General features: G+C 69.9%; 19 protein-coding genes and 1 tRNA gene. 12 read left to right on the top strand and 8 right to left on the bottom strand.

The annotated features are described in order from the left end of the window. Positions 1–51: 51 nt before the first annotated feature. The 5 genes from PT931_RS00650 to PT931_RS00630 all read right to left on the bottom strand — a co-directional run bounded on the left by PT931_RS00650 (position 52) and on the right by PT931_RS00630 (position 7,994). On the bottom strand, positions 52–2,454 hold the full coding sequence (locus tag PT931_RS00650) for an endo-beta-N-acetylglucosaminidase (protein ID WP_456243753.1): 2,403 nt from the start codon (positions 2,452–2,454) through the stop codon (positions 52–54). 12 nt (positions 2,455–2,466) lie between these two features. After that, complete coding sequence (locus tag PT931_RS00645) at positions 2,467–3,297, bottom strand: carbohydrate ABC transporter permease (RefSeq protein WP_456243752.1); 831 nt, start codon at positions 3,295–3,297, stop codon at positions 2,467–2,469. Then, complete coding sequence (locus PT931_RS00640) at positions 3,294–4,217, bottom strand: carbohydrate ABC transporter permease (RefSeq protein WP_456243751.1); 924 nt, start codon at positions 4,215–4,217, stop codon at positions 3,294–3,296. The genes PT931_RS00645 and PT931_RS00640 overlap by 4 nt, the downstream gene beginning before the upstream one ends. Further along, positions 4,217–5,524 (bottom strand): ABC transporter substrate-binding protein, encoded by a 1,308-nt coding sequence (locus tag PT931_RS00635; RefSeq protein WP_456243750.1) that lies wholly within the window; start codon positions 5,522–5,524, stop codon positions 4,217–4,219. The genes PT931_RS00640 and PT931_RS00635 overlap by 1 nt, the downstream gene beginning before the upstream one ends. 418 nt (positions 5,525–5,942) lie before the next feature. Then, positions 5,943–7,994, bottom strand: coding sequence for a glycoside hydrolase 5 family protein (locus tag PT931_RS00630; RefSeq protein WP_456243749.1), 2,052 nt, complete (start codon positions 7,992–7,994; stop codon positions 5,943–5,945). Positions 7,995–8,078: 84 nt separating this feature from the next. On the opposite strand from PT931_RS00630, the gene PT931_RS00625 reads away from it, so the two are divergent. Beyond that, positions 8,079–9,065 (top strand): LacI family DNA-binding transcriptional regulator, encoded by a 987-nt coding sequence (locus PT931_RS00625; protein WP_456243748.1) that lies wholly within the window; start codon positions 8,079–8,081, stop codon positions 9,063–9,065. Between the two features lie 52 nt (positions 9,066–9,117). Here PT931_RS00625 and PT931_RS00620 read toward each other — a convergent pair whose 3' ends face one another. Further along, a complete protein-coding gene (locus PT931_RS00620; RefSeq protein WP_456243747.1) occupies positions 9,118–9,396 on the bottom strand; it encodes a hypothetical protein in 279 nt (92 codons plus the stop codon). Continuing rightward, positions 9,389–9,937, bottom strand: coding sequence for an RNA polymerase sigma factor (locus tag PT931_RS00615; RefSeq protein WP_456243746.1), 549 nt, complete (start codon positions 9,935–9,937; stop codon positions 9,389–9,391). The genes PT931_RS00620 and PT931_RS00615 overlap by 8 nt, the downstream gene beginning before the upstream one ends. Positions 9,938–10,263: 326 nt before the next feature. Between PT931_RS00615 and PT931_RS00610 the strand changes: the two genes are divergently transcribed. The 6 genes from PT931_RS00610 (at position 10,264) to PT931_RS00585 (ending at position 14,588) form a co-directional block, all read left to right on the top strand. Further along, positions 10,264–10,521, top strand: a complete 258-nt coding sequence (locus PT931_RS00610; protein ID WP_456243745.1) for a type II toxin-antitoxin system Phd/YefM family antitoxin — start codon at positions 10,264–10,266, stop codon at positions 10,519–10,521. After that, complete coding sequence (locus tag PT931_RS00605; protein WP_456243744.1) at positions 10,518–10,778, top strand: Txe/YoeB family addiction module toxin; 261 nt, start codon at positions 10,518–10,520, stop codon at positions 10,776–10,778. Before PT931_RS00610 ends, PT931_RS00605 begins: the two co-directional genes overlap by 4 nt. A gap of 100 nt (positions 10,779–10,878) precedes the next feature. Further along, positions 10,879–11,463 carry a GNAT family N-acetyltransferase gene (locus tag PT931_RS00600; protein ID WP_456243743.1) on the top strand — a complete coding sequence of 195 codons (585 nt, stop codon included), beginning with the start codon at positions 10,879–10,881 and terminating at the stop codon, positions 11,461–11,463. Between the two features lie 48 nt (positions 11,464–11,511). Then, a complete protein-coding gene (locus PT931_RS00595; protein WP_456243742.1) occupies positions 11,512–12,177 on the top strand; it encodes a hypothetical protein in 666 nt (221 codons plus the stop codon). A gap of 58 nt (positions 12,178–12,235) precedes the next feature. After that, complete coding sequence (locus tag PT931_RS00590; protein ID WP_456243741.1) at positions 12,236–12,997, top strand: MerR family transcriptional regulator; 762 nt, start codon at positions 12,236–12,238, stop codon at positions 12,995–12,997. A 160-nt stretch (positions 12,998–13,157) separates the two neighbouring features. Beyond that, positions 13,158–14,588 carry a CBM96 family carbohydrate-binding protein gene (locus tag PT931_RS00585; protein ID WP_456243740.1) on the top strand — a complete coding sequence of 477 codons (1,431 nt, stop codon included), beginning with the start codon at positions 13,158–13,160 and terminating at the stop codon, positions 14,586–14,588. A gap of 164 nt (positions 14,589–14,752) precedes the next feature. Here PT931_RS00585 and PT931_RS00580 read toward each other — a convergent pair. Beyond that, positions 14,753–14,838: transfer RNA gene (locus PT931_RS00580), tRNA-Leu, on the bottom strand. Positions 14,839–15,011: 173 nt separating this feature from the next. Between PT931_RS00580 and PT931_RS00575 the strand changes: the two genes are divergently transcribed. From PT931_RS00575 to PT931_RS00555, 5 genes are all read left to right on the top strand, one after another. Beyond that, positions 15,012–15,833 carry a DUF3662 and FHA domain-containing protein gene (locus PT931_RS00575; protein ID WP_363729306.1) on the top strand — a complete coding sequence of 274 codons (822 nt, stop codon included), beginning with the start codon at positions 15,012–15,014 and terminating at the stop codon, positions 15,831–15,833. A gap of 5 nt (positions 15,834–15,838) precedes the next feature. Next, positions 15,839–16,324: an FHA domain-containing protein FhaB/FipA gene (locus PT931_RS00570; RefSeq protein ID WP_363729044.1), complete on the top strand. Its 486-nt coding sequence runs from the start codon at positions 15,839–15,841 to the stop codon at positions 16,322–16,324. Beyond that, the gene (locus tag PT931_RS00565) at positions 16,321–17,739 is read left to right on the top strand and encodes a PP2C family protein-serine/threonine phosphatase (protein WP_456243739.1); all 1,419 of its coding nucleotides are present in this window, start codon (positions 16,321–16,323) and stop codon (positions 17,737–17,739) included. Before PT931_RS00570 ends, PT931_RS00565 begins: the two co-directional genes overlap by 4 nt. Positions 17,740–17,829: 90 nt before the next feature. Then, a complete protein-coding gene (locus tag PT931_RS00560) occupies positions 17,830–19,197 on the top strand; it encodes an FtsW/RodA/SpoVE family cell cycle protein (protein WP_456243738.1) in 1,368 nt (455 codons plus the stop codon). Then, the gene (locus PT931_RS00555; protein ID WP_456243737.1) at positions 19,194–20,636 is read left to right on the top strand and encodes a peptidoglycan D,D-transpeptidase FtsI family protein; all 1,443 of its coding nucleotides are present in this window, start codon (positions 19,194–19,196) and stop codon (positions 20,634–20,636) included. Before PT931_RS00560 ends, PT931_RS00555 begins: the two co-directional genes overlap by 4 nt. The last annotated feature ends 12 nt before the right edge of the window (positions 20,637–20,648 follow it).

Genomic DNA, 20,648 nt, shown 5'->3' with positions numbered 1-20,648 from the left:
TCGGCCACGGCTCCGAGGAGGGCTCGACGCCCCCTCGGAGCCGCCGAACGGTTACGTGCCCCAGGCCTCGAACTCGTAGATCCGGGCCGCCGGATCGGTGTTCTGGGTAGGCGTGGTCACGTTCAACCGGACATACCGCGCGCTCACCGTCACCGGATGCGTCGAGGTACTGGCCGTGTTCGCCGACACCGTCACCGCCGTGGACCACGGATCACTCGTGGACGAACGGGTCTGGATCGTGAACGCCTTCGTGTTCCACGACGTCGACTCCCCGCCGGCCCCCGCGTGCTTCACCACGAACTGCGTCAACGCCCGCGAGGACCCCAGATCCACCTCCAACCACTTCGTCCCGGACGCCAGCGCACACCACTTGTCGGTGTTGCCCCCGTTGACGGTTCCGTTGACCGCCTTCGCGGCCCCCTCGTTGGCGTTGCAGGAGCTGGAGGCGGTGGCGGGCCGGTTCAGCGCCAGGTTCGACGAGGTGGGGGTCCCGGTCCACGACACGGTGGTGGTCGCGGCGACCGACCGGCCGAGGGTCGCCGACACCGCCTCCACCTCGATCGTCGTGGAGCTCTCGGTGCCGACCCGGTCGAGGCGGGGCACGTAGTACACGTCGTTGCCGGTGCCGCCCAGGTACGTGCGGGTGCTGTCCGGGTTGCGGCGGTAGACGTTGTAGCGGGGTGCCGTGCCGGTCCAGGCCAGGCGCAGGGCCTTGCTGGTCGAGGACACGTCGGTCGTCCCGGTCACCGACAGCGAGACCGGGGCGGAGGGGGTGCTGGCCGAGTCGTACACCGAGAGCTGGCCGACCCGGATCGAGTAGTTGGTGACGGAGCCGCCCACCGACAGGCCGAGCTGCGCGATGGTCTTCCCGGCGTAGCCGGACAGGTCCAGCTCCCTGGTCTCCCAGCCGGTGCCCGTGGTCGAGCCGAGCGGCAGGGTGACGAACGAGGTCGGCGCGTCGGTGAACGCCACGGCGGCGGACAGGTTCGTCGCCCCGGCCGCAGGGGTCTTCACGGTGAGCGCCAGTTTCGTGGCCGCCGACACCGGGAGTTGTGCCTGGTAGAGCCGGATCGTGTTGGTGGCGTTCAGGGTCCCGGAGATCAGGAGCGAGGAGCCTCCGTTGTACGCGTCCGCGAAGTCCAGCGCCGGGGTCAGCTTCGCCCCGGTCGAGGACACGAGCCACCGGTAGGTCGGCAGCACGTCCTGGAGCGCGAGATTGTTCCAGCCGCCGGTCGCGAGCCGGGTCCCGTCGACGGCGTAGCTGGTGCCCTGCCCGGTGTTGAAGCTGGTCGTGAACGGCAGCGAGGTGACAGGTGTGGACTCGGCCACATAGTTGGCGAGGCCCTTCCATGCGGACGTGGTCGTGGTGTTGGACGGGTCGTTGTTGGCCCCGATCCAGTACCGGGCGTCGCGGGTCATGAAGTCCGCCCGGCCGGTGGAGGACTTCCAGGTCCACTCCGGACGGTAGATGCCCAGGGAGGTGGTGTGCGCGGCCCCGGCCGGGAAGAGGTTGCCCCAGCCGACCGAGCTGTTGTAGCCGTTGGCCTCGGTGTCGATGCCGGCGTAGAGGTCGTACCTGCTGCGGCCGAGCGTGCCGGCGTAGGAGCCGGAGGTCGGCAGGGACGAGCCCCAGTTGAAGTTGAGGAACATCGAGTCGGAGACCCGGGTCGAGCCCTCCTGGAGGAAGGAGTCGTTGGACGAGTTGAGGGCGTCCTGCCAGGAGATGGAGCCCGATTCGACCATCGAGTCGTACCACATGAACTGGGTCGGAAAGGTCCGGCCGTACTTCATGAAGGACCGGATCGACGTGGCCAGCGCGGCGTCGCCCCCGCCGGTCTCCTGGTTGATGAACCAGCCGTCGAAGCCGTAGTACTGGGCGACCTGGTTGAGCTTGTCGGCCACCGGGTAGGTCGAGCCGGACTTGACCACGAAGTCGCGCACCCACTGGAGCTGGCCGCCGTACGCGGTCGGCGGGAAGAACACGGTGCCGTACACCTTGACGCCGTTGCGGTGCGCGGCGTCGATCACGGTCGGGTTCGGGGCGAGGATCAGGCCCTCGCCGGCCGAGCCGCCCCAGAAGACCAGGGTGTCGACGTACTGCCAGTACCCGAACGCGTAGTAGTTCTCGTCCAGGGCGCCGGCCGACGGGTTGCCGGACGTGGGCGCGAACGCCGCGAGGGAGGCGATCCGGCCCTCCCCGGCGCGGGCGTTGGCGTTGGCCTTGAGCGCGGCGTTCTGCGTCCTCGGCTTCAGCGGGACCTTCGAGCGGTTGAACCTCGCGTCCGGGTCGGTGGCGGGGTCCCAGTTCAGGATGGTGCTGGGGTGCCAGTAGGAGGCGTAGGGCTGGACGGCGGCAGCGGCGGCGGGAGTGACAGCCGTCGCCGGCGGGGCGGCCCCCACCAGGGCCACCCCGGCGGCGACCACCACGGCCACCAGCATTCTCGACAGTTTCATGACGACGAACTCCTATCCCTTGAGAGCGCCCTCCCCAAGGCCACGGAAGAAGTACTTCTGGAGCGAGAAGAACAGGGCCAGCAACGGCAGGACGGAGATCATCGTCCCGGCGGCCACGAGCCTTTGGTCGTTGGAGAACGTCCCCGACAGGTACTGCAACCCGACCGTCAGTGTGTACTTGTCCGGGTCCGAAAGGATGATCAGCGGCCAGAGGAAGTCGTCCCAGGCCGCCATGAAACTGAGCAGCGCCACCACCGCGAGGGTCCCCTTCACGCTGGGCAGCGCGATCCGCCGGAACCGTTGCCACGCGTTGGCCCCGTCCATCACCCCGGCCTCCTCGACCTCCCGGGGCAGCGCCAGGAACGCGTTGCGCAGCAGGAGCACGTTGATCGCGCCCGCACAGCCGGGCAGCCACACCCCGGCGAGCGTGTCGGCCAGTCCCATGCCGCGCACGGTGAGGAACACCGAGATGAGCACCGCCTCGCCGGGGATCAGCAGGGTGGACAGGAACAGCAGGGTCGCGATCCGCCGGCCACGGAACCGGAACCGGGCCAGCGCGTAGCCGCCCATGCCCGCGAACAGGCAGTTGCTGACGACGGAGGCGATCCCGACCATGAGCGAGTTGAGCGCGTACCGCCAGACGGGGATGACCTCGCCGACCTTCGCGTAGTTCTCCAGCGTGGGCTCGGAGGGCAGGAAGTGCGGCGGGTACGTGTAGATGTCCTCGGTGGGGGCCTTCAGCGAGGTGGACAGCTGCCAGAGGAAGGGCCCGATCGAGAGCAGGAAAACCAGGACCAGCAGGGTGTACCGGAGCGCCAGCTCGCCCTTCGACGTCTTGTTCACGCCCGGTCCTCCGCCCGGTTGACGCGCATCAGCGCGATGGCGAAGCCCAGGGTGATCACGAACAGGACCAGCGACAACGCGCTCGCGTACCCGACGCTGCCGTCCAGGCCGCGGCCGACCATCTGGATCAGGAACACGATCGTGATGGACTGCTGCCCGGGGCCGCCGGAGCCGTTGGACATCACGTAGATCTCGGTGAACACCCGGAACGCCGAGATCGCCGACAGGGTGCCGATCAGCACCATCGTGGGGCGCAGCATGGGGATCGTGATGCTCCGGAACCGGCGGAGTGCGCCCGCGCCGTCCAGGGCGGCGGCCTCGTGCAGTTCGGTGGGGGAGTTCGCGAGGGCGGCCAGGTAGATGACCATGTAGTAGCCGAGACCCTTCCACACGGTCACGGCCATGGTGGAGAACAGCAGCAGCTGGCTGTCGGTGAGGAACCCGATCGGCGCGTTGATCCACTCCAGGCCCTCGAGCACCCCGTTGACCAGGCCCTGGGTGCCCAGTGCCCAGCTCCACACCAGCCCGACGACGACGCCGGAGGCCACGACCGGGGTGTAGAACGCCGCCCGGAACGCCGCGATGCCCGGGATCTGCTTCACGACGAGCATCGCGAGGAAGAGCGGCAGAATAACCATGAGGGGTACGACGACGACCATGAACAACGTGCTGTTCTGCAACGCGATCCAGAACTGGCCGTCCCCGACCATCTCCCTGTAGTTGTCCGTCCCGACGAACCGGCCGCCGCCGAGCGGGGTGGCGTTGGTGAAGGACAGCACGATCGTGTTCAGGAACGGGAACAGCGAGAACATGACCGTGGTGAAGAGCGGGACCGCGAGGAACACCCACGGGGTGAACCAGAGGTTGCGGCGGACGCCGGGCCGGGTGGCCCGACGTCCGACGGTGGTCTGTGCGGCCACTAGGAACCCGCGGTCAGCAACTGGTTGCAGTCGGCGACGGCGGTGTCCAGGGCGTCCTTGGCGGACTTGGTACCCATCATCGCCAGCCCGACCTCGCGCTCGAACACCTTGCTCATCCGGTCGGAGAACTGCGCCGGGGTGTACGCCACCGCGTCCTTGATCTGCTTGCCCATCTCGATCCGGTACTTCTCCTCGTCCGCGTTCCTGTCGGCGCGCGCGGTGGAGAAGAACGGGTCGTCGTACGACTTCGGGCTGCTCGGGAAGATGGTGACGATCTTCGCGAACTTGGTCTGGTTCTCGGGGTTGGTCACGAAGTGCGCGAGCTCCAGGGCGGCGCGCTTGTTCTTGGACTTCGCGGACACCGACAGCCCCAGGATGTACATGTTGCTGTGCCCGGTGTTGGTGAGCTGCGGCGCGATGGCCACGTTCGGGTACAGCGTCGGCGCGTTCTGCTTGATCTCGGTCAGGAAGCTCGCCGAACCGGGGACCAGCGCGATCTTGCCGGCGAGGAAGTCGGTGTTGGACTTCGCGCCGTCGCGGGTGAGCGCGTCCGGCGGCATGGCCCCGGCCTTGAACAGGTCCACGTAGTCCTGGAGGGCCTGCACGCCCTCGGGGGTGTTGAAGGTGAACTTCGTGCCGTCGGCGTTCATCACCTGCACCCCGTGCAGCGCGAGGTCGACGAGCCCGGGCTTGGCGGACAGCGCCCACACCTTGCCGTCGCTGGCCTTCGCGATCTTCATCCCGAAGTCCTTGAACTCGCCGAACGTCTTCGGCGTCTGGTTCGGGTCGACGCCGGCCTGCTGGAGGAGCGACCGGTTGATGAAGTTGCCGCCGGTGGTCAGATACCACGGGAAGCCGTAGTTGCCGCCCTTGCCCGGGATCTCGTAGGCCTTCCAGGATCCGGGGGTGTAGTCGTCCTTCGCGCCGGGCAGCGCCGTCTCGTTGTTGAGCAGCAGCCCCTGCCTGCTCATCGGCAGCGCGTTGTCGGCGCCGATGTTGACGACGTCGGGCATGGTGCCGGCGGCGGCGTCGGCGAGGATCTTCTGCTGGTAACCGTCCGGCGGCAGGTCGATCCACTTGACCGTCGTCCCGGGGTACTTCTTCTGGAAGTCGTCGATCATTCCCTGGATGTAGTCGGTGAACTTCGGCTTGAGCGACAGGGTGAGGAAGCTGACCTCGCCCTTGACCTCGCCGGTCACCGCGCCCTCCGTGGTGCCCTTGTCGCCGCTGCCGCCGAGGCCGCACCCTGTCGCGGCGAGTGCCACGGCGGCGAGGGCCGCGACGAGGCGGATCTGAACCCGGAACATGTCTCTCCCCACTCTGGACTGGTCGTGGGCGGAACCGTATTCCCCGAATGACAACGATGTCAAGACTGCGCGACGAGGTTGTCACCCCTAAGGACCATCGATGGGTACGCGCTCGCGCGGGCTCGCTGGTCAGCGAATTTGTGTCGATTCACCGCGGCTATGCGGCCGGAATGTCACGGCTTGCGCGGCTGGGGAACTGTGGCCGGGTGGTTCGCCGGCGGCCAGGCTCGGTAGGTGTCCGGCGCGCCGGCGCCAGCCCCCGGCGAGCCTGGCCCCGGGATCGCCGGGGCGCCTGCCGGGACGGCGTGGAAAACGTGCTGGCCCGGCCCCGTGGTAGACACCGCTACCACCGGACCGGGCCACATATCCCCCTGAAAAATCCCCACGGCCCCGCCGCCGTGAAGACCCCTCCGTGGACTCAGAGCCTGACCACTCCGACTCCACATGAAGGAAGAGTCACTTCACCCCCGATGGGTTCCCCACTGAGAGTGACGCTGGACACAGTCCCCCGGAACCGGGCCGTAACGGACTCCCGGCCGGGATTCACCAGCCACGCGTACCGGGCGCCCGACGAGTGTTCGATCGTGTCCACCAGGACCCGCGGATCGTCCACCGACACCTCCACGGTGACCCCGGCGACGGCGGCCAGCGCGCGGTACAGGCGCCAGGTCGGGTCGGGGTTCGCGTTGGGCCGGTACGCCGCGAACGCCTCCACCGGGATCGTCGACAGCACCATCCGGCCGGCGCCGACCTCGGTGACCAGCAGCGCCGGGTGCCCGTCGGAGTCCCGGGCGATGACGGTGGCCCGACCGGGGCTGACCGGCAGCCGGGACCGGGTGTGCTCGGAGCCGCCGACCGGGAACGCCAGCGTGCTGCCGGCGGGGATGTCCCCGAAGTCCCGCTCGAACGTCCACAGCACCACGGGCGTGCCCTCGGCCGGCTCGGCGGCTCCGGCGAGGGGCGGCCGGACCGGGTCCGCCCCGGAAGCGCCGGCCGAGCCCGCGACGTCCGCACCCGGAACCGCGCCCGAGCCTGACGCCGAGCCCGGGGTCGGGACCGTCACCACCGGGTCGATCTGCCCGTAGAACAGCTCCGACTCCACACCGAACACCTCGTCCGGCCGCCACCACGGCCCCCGCTGGTGGATGTCCACCCCGGCGAAGTAGCTCGCGTACACGGTCGCCCCGGCCTCGGCGCGGGCCCGCAACGCACCCCACGTGGGCAGCTGCAACGCCTTGGCGCACGGCACGAGCCACAGCTTCGCCGACTGGTCCCCCAGCTCCCGCTCCCGGACCACGGCCGGCGCCAGGTCGGCGGCCCGCGCGGAGATCCAGGACTGGAAACCACACTCCCCGACGGGTACGGAGTCCTCCTGCACCGTCATCGGCAGGTCCTCGTCGAGGTACGAGCTGATCAGCAGCCCGACCTCCGACGGCACCCGGGTGCACCCGGCGAAGTCCACCGCGTCGAGCAGCTCCCGGAACCGCTTCAGCTCGCCGAGCGCCGGCTTCGGGACACCGTCGGGGGTGGTGAGGCCGAAGCCCACCTCGTACCCCCGGAAGGTGTATGGCCTTTGATCCGGCAACGCGAAGTCGGTGTTGTTCCAGGCGATCCAGCCGGACGCGCCGGCGAGCAGGGAGGTGGCGAGCACGACCCGGTACACGTCGGCGACGTGCTTGTCCGCGCTGAACGTGGACGTCGCGCCGAACTCCTCCAGGATCACGGGCAGCCCGGCCGTCTGGGAGAGCTCGCAGGCCCACGCGTGCCGGAGGAGGAGGCGGGTGACGTCGTCGCCCATCGGGTACACGTGCGGGCCGGCGAAGTCGATGGTCTCGCGTAGCTCCTGGAGCCGGTAGCCGTTGTCGCGGCCGGACACCTCCAGGCCCCAGGCGCCGTCGCCGAGGCTGACCGGCTGGGTCGCGCCGGCCGCCCGGACGGCCTGGGTGCAGATCCGGGCCCAGGCGAGCACGTCGGCGTGGTCGGGCGGCCCGACCCGGAACTCGTCGGCGTACTGCGGCATCTCGTTGGAGATCAACCAGCCGACGATGTTGGGCTCGTCCTTGAGCGCCCTGGTGACGGTGTGGATGTAGTACGCCTGCTGGCCGAGCATCCAGCCATCGGTGTACAGATCACGACCGTTACGCCACGGTACGTCATAGTTCTCGCCGGACATGTGGCCCACGAGGAAGGTCGGCACGACCCCGATGTCGTACTCGGCGGCGATCCGCGCGAACCGGACCTGGAGCGCGAGCCCGTCGGGGTCCACGAAGTCCGGCCGGGGCATCAGGTCGGGCCAGAAGCAGAAGTTGCGCACCGTGTCGAGGCCGTGGTCAGCCAGAACGGCGAGTTCGCGGCGCACCGTGACTTCGTCGAAGTCGCGCCACATGAACGGGCCCCCGGCGGCGGACCAGTAGTTCGCGCCGAGCCACACGCGGTCGCCGGGCAGCCGGCGTAAGGATCGTTTCAGCACTCTGTGATCAGACAACGTTGTCTCTGGCGCTGTCAACTACGCTTAGCACTCATGACAGCCGTCACTCCTCCCAGGCGCCCCACCATGAAAGACGTGGCGGCGCAGGCCGGCGTCGCCCTGAAGACCGTCTCCCGCGTCGTCAACGGCGAACCGGGGGTCGGCCCGGGCACCCTGGCCCGCGTCGAGCAGGCGATCATCGAGCTCGGATACCGCCGCAACGAGAGCGCCCGCCAGCTCCGCAGCGGCCGGGCCGGCACCCTCGCCATGGTCGTCAGGGACATCGCCGACCCCTTCTTCGCCGCCATCGGCCGCGCCGTCGAGATGACCGCGCACCGCGACGGCCAGGTCGTCATGATCGGGTCGACCCACGAGGACCCCAAGCGCGAACGCGAGGTGGCCCTGGCCTTCTGCGCCCGCCGCCCCGACGCGCTGATCCTCGCCCCGATCGCCGACTCCCAGGACTACCTGCACCCCGAGGTCGAGGCCGGCCTGCCCGTCGTCGCCATCGACCGCCCGGCGCACGGCATCCTCGCCGACACCGTGCTGTCCGACAACGTCGGCGGGATCCGGGCGGCCGTCGACCACCTGGTCAGCCACGGCCACCGCGTGATCGGGTACCTGGGCGACGACCCCGTCGTCTACACCGCCCGCGAGCGGGTCGACGCGTTCCGGGCGGCGCTCGTCGAGCACGGGATCGTCCCCGACGAGTCCCTGATCCGGCTCGCGGCGCCGACGCCGGAGGGGATCGCCCGGTCGCTGGGGGAGCTGCTGGGGGCGGGAGCCGAGGTGCCGGCCGGGGCCGTCACCGCCCTGCTCACCGCCAACAACCGGATCACCGCCGAGGTGCTCCGCCAGCTCCCGGGCATGCCGCACCGCCCGGCCCTGATCGGCTTCGACGACCTGGAACTCGCGGACCTGATCACCCCGGGCCTGACCGTCATCGCCCAGGACGCGGAGGGCATCGGGCGCGCCGCGATGGAACTCCTCGACTCCCGTCTGGCGGATCCGAGGCTCCCGGCCCGCGAGGTCCGGATCCCGACCCGCCTGATCGTCCGGGGCTCGGCCGAGTAGCCCACGCGGTGATCACCCACCCGGCACTCTTCCCGTGCCGAGCGTGCGGTGATCACCGCCGACCTGGGCGAACCCCCCGCTCGGGCACGTGCAACTCGCAGCGGCCGTCCACGCACCGGCGTTCCAGGCGGCCCTTCGAGATCGTCTGGACCAGCCCGATGGTCCAACACGTCGGGCACCCGCGCAGCGCGACCAGCCCGACCGGGGCCAGCAGCAGGCTGACCGGCCCCACCACCGGCAGGAGCGCGATCGCGCCGACCAGGGCGCCGAACCCCACCGTCCCCCGGGCGAGGTGCCGCAGCACCGAGGTACTCGCGAAGCTGCTATCCATCGATGTCACCGCCCCCGGCCGGTTCCAGGTTCCGCCGGACCAGCAGCCGCGCCCGGTGCAGGCGGGACTTCATCGCGGCCGTGCTCAGCCCGAGCGCGTCCGCGACCGTCCGGCCCGGGTGGCCCTGGATGTCGCGCATGATCAGGACCTGGCGGAGCTCGCCCGGCAGCGCGGCCACCGCCGCGGCCACGCGTTCCGCCTCCAGGCGGCGGAGGATGTCGTCCTCCAGGTGCTCCGTGGCGCTCTCGGCGGGCTCGCGGAACCGGAACGCCGTTCTCGTCCGCCGCAGGCACTCGTTGCGCACGATCCGGAACATCCACGAGCCGAGCGCGGCGGTCGCCCGCAGCATGCCGATCTTGCGGTACAGGATGATCAGGGCCTCCTGTGCGGCGTCCTCCGCGTCGTGCGGTGACGCGCACAGCGAATGGGCGAAGCGCATCACGTGGGGGTACGACCCGGACACGAGCGCCGAGATCGAGTCGACGTCCCCGCGCTGCGCGGCCAGGACCAGGTGCTCGCTGGGCCAGCGGGTCTCAGCCACGACGCCGCTTCCGGATCAGTACGACGGTGCACACGCACACGAGGATCGCACCGCAGGCGATGAGGGCGGTAGTCATGACAACCTCCAGGTCGGGGCCGACGGGGCTGTCGGCGTACCCATAAGAGGTGCCCGGACCCGGAAAGGATTCGCCACCGGGCCGGTACCAGTCAAGATCAAGATCTGGTGATGGTTACGCCGCGTTTCCGGGCCGGCGCGCGGCGGCACCTCGAAGGCGAGGTGCCGGGACCCGGTACCGCACGAACATTCTCGGTACCATTTCCGGTACCAAATATGGTACCTTTTTTGGTACGAGTTGGAGGTTGGGAATGTCTGCTGCCATCAGTGCGAGCGAGGCGCGTAAGACATTGTTCCCGCTCATCGAGCGGGTCAACGATGACCACACGCCCATCGAGATCGTCTCCAAGCGCGGCAATGCCGTGCTGGTCAGCAAGGAGGACTGGGATTCGATCATGGAGACCAACTACCTGCTGCGCACGCCCGCCAACGCCCGGCGCCTGATGGAGAGCGTCGACCAGTGGCGGTCGGGCAACGCCAGGGAGCGTGACCTGGGCGTCGAAGAGTGAAACTCACCTGGACCGACCACGCCTGGGACGACTACCTGCACTGGCAGACCCAGGACCGCAAGACCCTCAAGCGCATCAACGCCCTGATCTCTGACATCAAGCGGGATCCGGACGGGCCGGGCATCGGCAAACCGGAGATCCTTCGGAACAACCTGGCCGGTCTGCGGTCACGGCGCATCGACGACGAGCACCGCCTGGTGTACGCGGTCGAACAAGGCGAGATCACGATCATCTCCTGCCGATACCACTACGAGTGAGCCCCGGCCACCCGGCGGGCCACGCCTCCCAGTCGGTGAGGTCCGGCGGCACCTCGAAGGCGAGGTGCCGGGATGCGGTACCGGTCGGACAATGGTTTCCATGCCGCTCCTCACCGATCCCGTCCTCGTCTCCGGCGCCCTCGCGAACCTCCCTCACCCGGTCCTGACCGGCGACGGCCTCACCCTGCGCCCCTGGCGCCCCGCCGACGCCCCCGCCGTCCGCGCGGCCTACGCCGATCCCGGCATCCAACGCTGGCACGCCCGCAGCATGACCGCCGCCGAGGCCAGGGCGTGGATCACCTCCTGGCCCGCCCGGTGGGAGCTGGAGAGCGGGGCGGGCTGGGCGGTGACCGACGACTCCGGCGTACTCGGCCAGATCAGCCTCCGCCGCCTGCACCTGGCGGAGGCCTTCGCGGAGATCTCCTACTGGGTACTCCCCGCCGCGCGCGGCCGCCGGGTCGCCACCCGCGCGCTGGCCACCCTCACCGCGTGGTGCTTCGGAGAACTCGGCCTGCACCGGCTGGAGGTCGAGCACTCGACGCTGAACACCGCGTCCTGCGGGGTGGCCGTGGCCGCGGGCTTCCCGGCCGAGGGCACCAAGCGTGCCGGGGCGCTGCACGCGGACGGCTGGCACGACATGCACCTGCACGCGCGCCTGGCCGACGACCCGCGCCCGAAGGAGTAGCCGGCACCACGGCCGCCCCTCGACCCGGTCGCGCCTAGAATTCCGCAAATGGAGCAGAACGAGTGGGTCTTTGGCGACGGCGGAAAGATTGTCAGCAAGGAGGAGATGATCGCGGCGCTCGGTCCGGGCGCGCAGCCGCCGACGTTCACCGCGTTCGGCGGGCCGCAGGCCGAGTGGTGCGCGGAGACCTGGCAGAGCGCGAAGGAGCCGTACACCTACGGGGTGTACGCCGACGGGCCGGTCCCCTTCGCCGTACTCCTCGAAGACTGCCCCGACCTGGAGTCCGCGCAGGTCGCGAGCAGCGAGGTGCTGGCCCGGATCATCCTGACCTGCGTCGGCGAGGGCAACGCCAAGCCGGCCCTGCACTGGCGGCGGGACACGGGTGACGAGGTGGCCGTGGTGCCCACCGCGGACACCGAGAACGGCGAGATCGAGTGGTACGGGGTGACGTGCCTCGGCGGGCAGCACTGGCAGTACAACAGCGGGAACGACCTGAACGGCGCGCGCCGCACGGTCGCCGAGGCGGTGCTGTCCTACGGCCTGATCGACGAGGAGGACGAGGACATGCTGCCCCAGGACCGGCGCGACCTGAAGAGCATCCTCGCGCTGGAGGCGTGGGCCACCCACGTGCTCGCGGAGGACACCCGGCAGCGCGCCCAGGGCGTGCACGGCTTCCTGGTCGGGGCCGAGGAGGTCCGCGAGATCCTGAAATAAGGCGCTTGACCCTCACGCCACGGGAGGCCGCAGGCTGGTTCTCGACAGAGGGGGAACGATGGGGTACTCGGTGGGTCAGGTGGCGAAGTTCGCCGGCGTGACGGTGCGGACGCTGCACCACTACGACGAGATCGGGCTGCTGTCGCCGAGCGGGCGCACGCGGGCCGGCTACCGGCGGTACGACGACGCGGATCTCGAACGGCTGCAGAGTCTGCTGTTCTACCGGGAGCTCGGGTTCCCCCTGGAGGAGATCGCCGCCATCCTCGGCGATCCGGACGTCGACGCGACCGCGCACCTGCGGCGTCAGCGGGAGCTGCTGCTCCACCGGATCGGCCGGCTACAGGACATGGTGGCGGCGGTCGAGTTCGCGATGGAGGCGAGACAGGTGGGTGTCCAGATGACCCCGGAGGAGCGGTTCGAGGTGTTCGGGGAGCACGACCCGGCCCGGTACGAGGACGAGGTGCGGGAGCGGTGGGGCGACACCGACGCGTACAAGGAGAGTGAGCGGCGGACGAGGTCGTACACCAAGGAGGACTGGCTGGTCATCAAGGGCCAGGCGGCCAGCATCAACCAGCGGCTGGCCCTGGCGATGACCAGCGGGATCCCGGCCGGGGACCCGCAGGCGATGGACCTCGCGGAGGAGCACCGCCAGCACATCACCCGGTGGTACTACGACTGCACCTACGAGATCCACCGTGGACTGGCCGAGATGTACGTCGCCGACCCGCGGTTCACGGCCACCATCGACGCGGACGGCGCGGGCCTGTCGGTCTACGTGCGCGCGGCGATCCTGGCCAACGCGGAGCGCGCGGAGCGGTAGTACCGCGTGAGTTGTACGCCCCGGGCGGAGTACCACCCGGGGTGTACTGCTTGTTCAACTCCGTGCTGGATGCCCCGACACCAGGCGATCCGTAACCTTCGACGCGCCCCGGACTGACCGGTCCACCGCTCGGTCGGCTCCGGACGCGAAGGGAGCCTCGATGTCGGAAGACGGTCGGCCGTGTCCGGAGAATCCGGGTACGCCGGAGGAGTTCGTCGACGCGCTGCGCCGGCTCAAGGACTGGCACGGGCTGTCGTTCCGCGAGTTGGAGAAACGGGCCGCCGCGCGGGGGGACGTGCTGCCCAGGGCGACCCTGACCACGGCGTTGGGCCGCAGCACCCTGCCGCGCGAGGAGCTGGTTGCGGCGTTCGTGCGGGCGTGCTGCGCGGACGAGGAGCAGGTCCAGCGGTGGGCGGGGGCCCGGCGCAGGCTCGCGGCCGGCGAACCGGCCGAGCCCGCTGTCCGGGTGGGCCCGGTGCCGCATGGTGCGGCCGATGCTGCCGAGCAGGCCTCGGTCGGTCCCGGCGAGGACTCCGAGCGGCCGACAGCCGGCCTTGCCGCCGTGACGCGGACGGCCACCGAGCCGGCCAGCGCGGTCACGGCCACCCAACCGGCCGTGACGGTGACGGCCAGCCAAGCGACCATGGCTGTCTCGGCCACCCAGCCGGCCGTCGCGGCCATCCCGCCGGAGCTCGCCGCCGGGGTGCTGACCGTGGCCTGGCGCCGCACCAGCTTCCCGATCCGGGTGATGACCGCCCTCGTCCTCATTCTTGTGGCAACTGTCACAACCGCCGCCGTGGTCCGGGCGGTCCGGGACTTCGGCGGCGGCAACCAGGCCATGTCCCAGGACGACAACACACCCGACGAGACGGGTACGCCGGGCGACGAGCCGTCCGCGTCCCCGCAGAGTTCGCCCAGCCCGGCCGAGGACGACTCCGGAGACGGCGGCGACGGCGGCACCGGCGGTCCGGGAGGCACCGGCGGAGGTGGCACCGGGGGCCCGGGCGGATCCGGCGGAGTCGCAGGTGGCGAGCCCACCGCCGGCCCCTCCCCGGCGGGCCCCGGCCCGGCCACCCCGGGGCCGGACAACCGCCCGGTCACCGCCACCTTCGCCGCCACCGACGACACCACCATCTGGCGCGGCGCCCCCGACGCGACCGGCTTCGGCACCCAGGACGACGCGTCCACGTGCGGCGAACCGTGCGCGAACTCCTCCACCCCGGGCTTCCAACGTCAGGTTCTGGTCAAGTTCGACGCGCACGACCTGCCGGCGGACCGGTGCGCCTCGGCCGTGCACCTGCGGCTGTGGGCGAAGAACGCGCCCGGGGCGGTCCGGGTGCACAGGCTCGGTACGAACTGGTCGGAGAGCTCCGCGACCTGGAACAAGCGCCCGGCGCGCGGGGCGGAACTGACCAGGTCCCGCAGCGGCGGCAGCACCGGCTGGATCGTCTACAGCCTGCCGTCGGGCAAGCTCGCCCCCGGCGCGTACGCCTACGAGCTGGAGGGGCTGGACAGCCAGACGGCGGGCTTCGGGACCCGGGAGAGCGGCCAGGCCGCGCAGTTGGTGATCACGCACCAGAGGTGCGGGTAGAACTCGCCGAAATTGTCTGCGAGACCGGGATTGTGGTGTCCGTCATCCGTCACCCCCGCGTTTCCACGACCGTCCCGGCGGGCGTTTGTCGGAGTTGGTGAGGGGTATCTCTCGACAAACGCGATCAGGCCCGGTCGCAAGACCGGGCCTGATCACATAACCGCTGGTGGGGATGGAGGGAGTTGAACCCTCACACCCTTTCGAGTACACGGACCTGAACCGTGCGCGTCTGCCATTCCGCCACATCCCCGATGCTCGTAGGGGATCTTACTAGTGAGCCCCAAACGTGCGACACTTCGGCGGCAAACTCCGAAGCGACCTGAGGAGCCTACCCCATACCGGGGTTTCTCCTGCATGCGGTGGGAACTCTAGCATGTCTCTGGGAGACGACCCGTCCTCAGGTAGCCCCGTCCGGATACCATCATCACGTCGGGACCCAAGGAGGAGCCGGTGAGCGTTCTGCAACGCTTCGAGAAGAGGTTGGAAGGCCTGGTGGAAGGGGCCTTCGCGAAGGTCTTCAAGGGGGTAGTGCACCCCGTGGAGATCCTCAACGCCATGCAACGCGAGGCGGAGGCACACAAGGCCATACTCGCGGGAGGCCGCACTCTCGTACCGAACAGGTATGTGATCGATCTCTCGCAGTACGACCATGGGCGACTCGCCCCCTATGCCGCCGCTCTGGCCCAGGAGCTGGCCCAGTCGCAGGCCGAGTTCATCGGCGAGCAGGGCTGGACGGTGTACGGCGACGTGATCGTCGAGGTCGAGCGTGGCGAAGGTCTGGACACGGGCATGTTCCGGGTCACGGCCGAGGTCTACACGGGTGGTGAGGTCGCGCCGCAGCCGGCGTACAGCGCCCCCCAGCCCGGGTACGACCAGGGTGGTGGCTACCCGCCGCCCCCCGCGCCCGGTGGCTTCGACCAGGGTGGTGGCTATCAGCCCCCGCCGCCCGCCGGTGGAGGGGCACGCACGCCGCGCCTGGTCTCCAACGACGGCCGGCAGTACTCGGTGGCGATCGGTTCCACGATCATCGGCCGGGGCGAGCAGGCGCAGCTCCGGCTGCCCGACGTCGGGATCTCCCGCCGGCACGCCCGGTTGGACTTCGACGGCGCCCAGGTGGTGCTCACCGATCTGGGGTCCACGAACGGCACGCTGGTCAACAGCCAGCGGGTGTCGGCGGTGGCCCTCAACCCGGGTGACGTCATCCAGATCGGTACGACCTCACTGACGCTCCGCGTGGACGGTTAGCCACCTTGCCGGACCTCGTCCTCGCCGTCGCACGTTTCGGCTTCCTCGTCCTGCTGTGGATCTTCGTGTTCGCCGTGGTCGGGGTCGTCCGTCGCGATCTGTTCATCGGGGCACGCGCCGGCCGGCTCGTGGCCGCCCCACGGGGGGTGGGCGCGGGTGCGGTCGGCCTTCCGCGTCCGCCGAAGGGCAAGAAGGGCAGGGCGGCCCACCTGCTGGTGGTGACCGAGGGTTCGCTGGCGGGCACCAGGATCACGCTCGCCGAGTCACCGATCACGATCGGCCGGGCGGAGGACTCGACGTTGGTCATCACCGACGACTTCGCGTCCGCCCGGCACGCCCGGCTCGTGCCGCGCGGCGGTCAGTGGTTCGTGGAGGATCTCGGTTCCACTAACGGCACGTACCTCGATCGCGCTAAAGTCTCCGGACTGACCCCCGTCCCCCTGGGCGTGCCGATTCGCATCGGCCGCACGTCACTAGAGCTACGGCCATGACATTGACATTGCGCTTCGCGGCTCGCAGTGACCGCGGTCTGATTCGCAGCGGGAACGAAGACTCCGTCTACGCTGGACCGCGCCTGCTGGCTGTCTCCGACGGCATGGGCGGCATGGCCGCTGGTGACGTGGCGAGCAACATCGTGATCGGCACCCTGGCGCCGCTCGACGAGGACGTGCCCGGTATCGACGTGGTCGAGCCGCTACGCCGCGCCGTGGACCTGGCCAACCAGCGGCTGCGCGGCATCGTGGACGCCAATCCCCAGTTCGAGGGGATGGGTGCGACCCTGACGGGGATGCTGTTCTCCGGCAGTCGGTTCGGCATGGTCCACGTCGGCGACTCGCGCGCCTATCTCCTGCGCGGCGGCGAGTTCGCCCAGATCACCAAGGACGACACGTACGTCCAGATGCTGGTGGACGAGGGTCGGATCACGCTCGAGGAGGCCAGTAGCCACCCGCAGCGGTCGCTGATCACCCAGGCGATGGGCACGCTGGACGTCCACCCGGAGTACTCGATCCTGGAGGCCCGTTCCGGCGACCGTCTCCTGCTGTGCAGCGACGGCCTGTCCGCCGTGGTCAGCTTCGAGACCATCGGCGAGACGCTGCGCACCCTCGCGGATCCGGGCCAGTGCGTGGAGCGGCTGATCCAGCTCGCCCTGCGCGGCGGCGGCCCCGACAACATCACCGTGATCATCGCGGACGTCACCGACGGCGACATCGTCGAGGGCACGCCGATCGTGGACGGCGCGGCCGCGCAGAACCGGGACAACAACCGGCCCGTCGACCTGACCAGCTCGGCCGGCCGGGCGGCCGCTCTCCAGCCGCCGCGCCCCGCCGCGCCCGAGGGCCCGGTCGTCAGCATCGAGGACGAGGACCGCCCGAAGGGGCACCCGGTCCGCAACTCGCTGCTCGTCGTCGTGATCCTGCTGGTGCTGGCCGGTGCGGGTGCCGGCGCGTGGTTCTACACCCAGACGCAGTACTACGTGGGCGCCACCGACAACGGCGAGGTGGCCATCTTCAAGGGCGTGCCCGGCTCGGTGGCCGGCATCGACCTGTCCAAGGTGGACGTCGTGAGCCCCCGGCAGGTCTCCGACCTGACCCCGGTGGCCCAGGAGAAGGTCCGCAAGGGCATCCAGGTCGGCGACCTCGCGAAGGCGCAGGCGCTGCTGGCGACCCTGACCGACGACCGGGTCGACAACGACAACCTGCTCCCGCTGTGTGCCAGCCCGAGTCCGAGCGCGTCGCCGTCGCCCAGCCCGCAGGGCAGCCTGGTGCCGAGCCCCACCCCGAGTTCCTCGGCCTCCGCGACCCCGACGACGACGCCGTCGCCGACCCCGGGCGCCACGCCCAGCGCGGGCCCGAGCGCCTCGTCCCCCACCCCCGAGCCCTCGACGGCCTGTCGAACCCGAAAGTAGTCGGCCTTGACCGCGCCCGTCGCAGCACCAGTCCCCTCCTCTCCGGCGGGGACCGCTTCGCGTGTTCCGACCCGGCGCAACGCGGAGCTGATGCTGCTGTTGGCGGCGATCGGCATCGTGTTCGCGTTCAGCGCGGCGGCCGAGGCGGGTGCGGTTCAGAAGATCACCGGCGACTTCTGGGTACTGCCGGCGATGATCAGCGCCGTGCTCCTCCTGGCGCACGTGGTGGTCCGGTTCGTCGCGCCGTACGCGGACCCCGCGATCCTGCCGTGTGTGGCCCTGCTCAACGGGCTCGGCGTGGTGTTCATCCGCCGGCTCGACCTGGGCGAGGTGAAGCTCCGGCAGCGGCCCGACTTTCCCGTGTTCTCGGGGCAGAGCGTCCGCCAGGTGGTCTGGACCCTCGTCGCGGTGGGGCTGTTCACGGCGCTGCTGATCCTGGTGCGCGACCACAAGGCGATCTCGCGGTACGCGTACACCCTGGGGCTCGTGGGTCTGGTGCTCGTGGCTCTTCCGGCCGTGCTGCCGGCGAGCATCTCCGAGGTCAACGGCGCGAAGCTGTGGATCAAGCTGGGGCCGGTGTCGTTCCAACCGGGCGAGTTCGCGAAGGTGGCCCTGCTGGTCTTCTTCGCCTACTACCTGGTCCGCAAGCGCGAGGTGCTGTCCCTGGCCAGCCGCCGGTTCGTCGGCATCGACTTCCCCCGGGGCCGCGACCTCGGGCCGGTGCTCACCGTCTGGCTGTTCAGCATGCTGCTGCTCGTGTTCGAGCAGGACCTCGGCACCGCCCTGATGTACTTCGGCATGTTCGTGGTGATGCTCTACATCGCCACCGAACGGGTCAGCTGGATCGTGATCGGCCTCGGCACGTTCATCGGCGGCGCGGTCCTGGCGCACACGTTCATCGCGCGGCTCCAGCTCCGGGTGGAGATCTGGCTCGACCCGTTCTCCGACGCGCGCGGCAAGGGCTACCAGCTCGTGCAGTCGCTGCTCGGCTTCGGTACGGGCGGCCTGTTCGGCACGGGGCCGGGCGCGGGCCAGCCGGGCATCATCCCCGAGTCGCACAACGACTTCATCACCGCCGGGTTCGGTGAGGAGATCGGGCTGTTCGGCGTGACCGCCATGCTCTGCCTGTACCTGACGATCGTGATCCGCGGCCTGCGTACGGCGGTCGGCGTGCGCGACTCGTTCGGCAAGCTCCTCGCCGGCGGGCTCTCGTTCACGCTGGGCTTGCAGGTGTTCGTCATTGTGGGTGGCGTGACGAAGCTGATTCCGCTGACCGGGCAGACCACGCCCTTCCTGTCCGCAGGTGGCTCGTCGCTGATGGCCAACTGGATCCTGATCGCCCTGCTGATCCGGATCTCCGACGCGGCCCGCCGTCCGGAGACCGGCCAGCCGTCGAAGCAGCCCGCCATGCTGCACGACGCGCACACCGAGATCATCCGACCCGGGAGCAAGCCGTGAACGCGCCACTGAGCCGGGTGGGGATCGTCGTTCTGGTCCTGTTCGGCCTGATCTTCGTGAACCTCAACTACATCCAGGTCATCAAGGCCGACGACTACCGCAACAGCCCGTACAACGGCCGGGTGCAGCTGGACGAGTACAACAAGGAGCGCGGCCAGATCCTGCTCGCGGGCGGGGTCAGCGTCGCCAAGAGCGTGGACACCGGCGGGGACCTGCGCTACCAGCGCACCTACCCGTTCGGCCCGACGTACGCGTTCGTGACCGGCTACAAGGCCGTCTACCTGGGCAGCGCCGGCGTCGAGTACGCGAACAACGACCTGCTCTCCGGCAAGTCCAGCGAGCTGTTCGTCAACCGGCTGACCGGCATGCTCACCGGCAACAACACCGGTGGCGGCAGCGTGCAGCTGACGATCAACCAGAAGGCGCAGGAGGCGGCGTTCTCCGGGCTGGGCAACCGCAAGGGTGCCGTCGTGGCGATCGACGCGACCACCGGGGCGCTGCTCGCCGTGGCCTCGACCCCGAGCTTCGACCCGTCGCCGTTGAGCGGCAACAACACGGTCGCCGCGAACGAGGCCTGGCAGAACTACAACAAGGATCCGGCGCAGCCCATGCTGAACCGGGCCTTCCTGAACAACTACCCGCCGGGCTCGACGTTCAAGGTGGTCGTGTCGGCCGCCGCGCTGGCCAAGGGCCTCACCCCGGACACGAACATCCCGGCCGGCCCCGGCTACCAGCCGCCGCAGACCGAGCACGTGATCCGCAACGACAACCCTTCGATCTGCCCGCAGGAGCAGGTCACGATGAAGTCGGCGCTGACCCAGTCCTGCAACACGGGTTTCGCCCGGCTCGCGGTCGACCAGATCGGGGCCGAGAAGCTCAAGGAGCAGGCGCGGGCGTTCGGCTTCGAGTCGGAGTACGAGACCCCGCTGAAGGCCGTGAAGAGCGAGACCGGCCAGATGGGTGACCCGGCCGTGCTCGCCGGTTCCGCGATCGGCCAGCAGTCGGTGAAGATGACCCCGCTGCAGGGTGCGATGATCGCGGCCGGGGTGGTGAACGGCGGCACGCAGATGAAGCCGTACCTCGTCGCCCAGACCCAGGCGCCGGACCTCAGCGTCCTGGACAAGGCCGACCCGAGCGTGCTCAACCGGCCGATGACCCCGGCGAACGCCAACGGGCTCGCGGACATGATGGTCAGCGTGGTCGAGAACGGCACGGGCACCAAGGCCAAGATCAGGAACGTCCGGGTGGGCGGGAAGACCGGCACGGCGGAGGCCGGCGCGGGCAACCCCGAACACGGCTGGTTCATCGGATTCGCGACGCAGGGCAACCAGAAGATCGCCGTGGCCGTCTTTCTGGAGAACGCCGGCGAGGGCGGAAGCGGCGAGGCCACCAAGGTCGCCGGCAATGTGCTGGCCGCTGCGCTCGGCGTAGGAAGATAAGGGAGTATCAAG

The sequence above is a fragment of the Longispora urticae genome (assembly GCF_053902585.1).
Note: the sequence above shows the minus strand (reverse complement) of the source record. Positions and strands in the feature narration are given on the sequence as shown.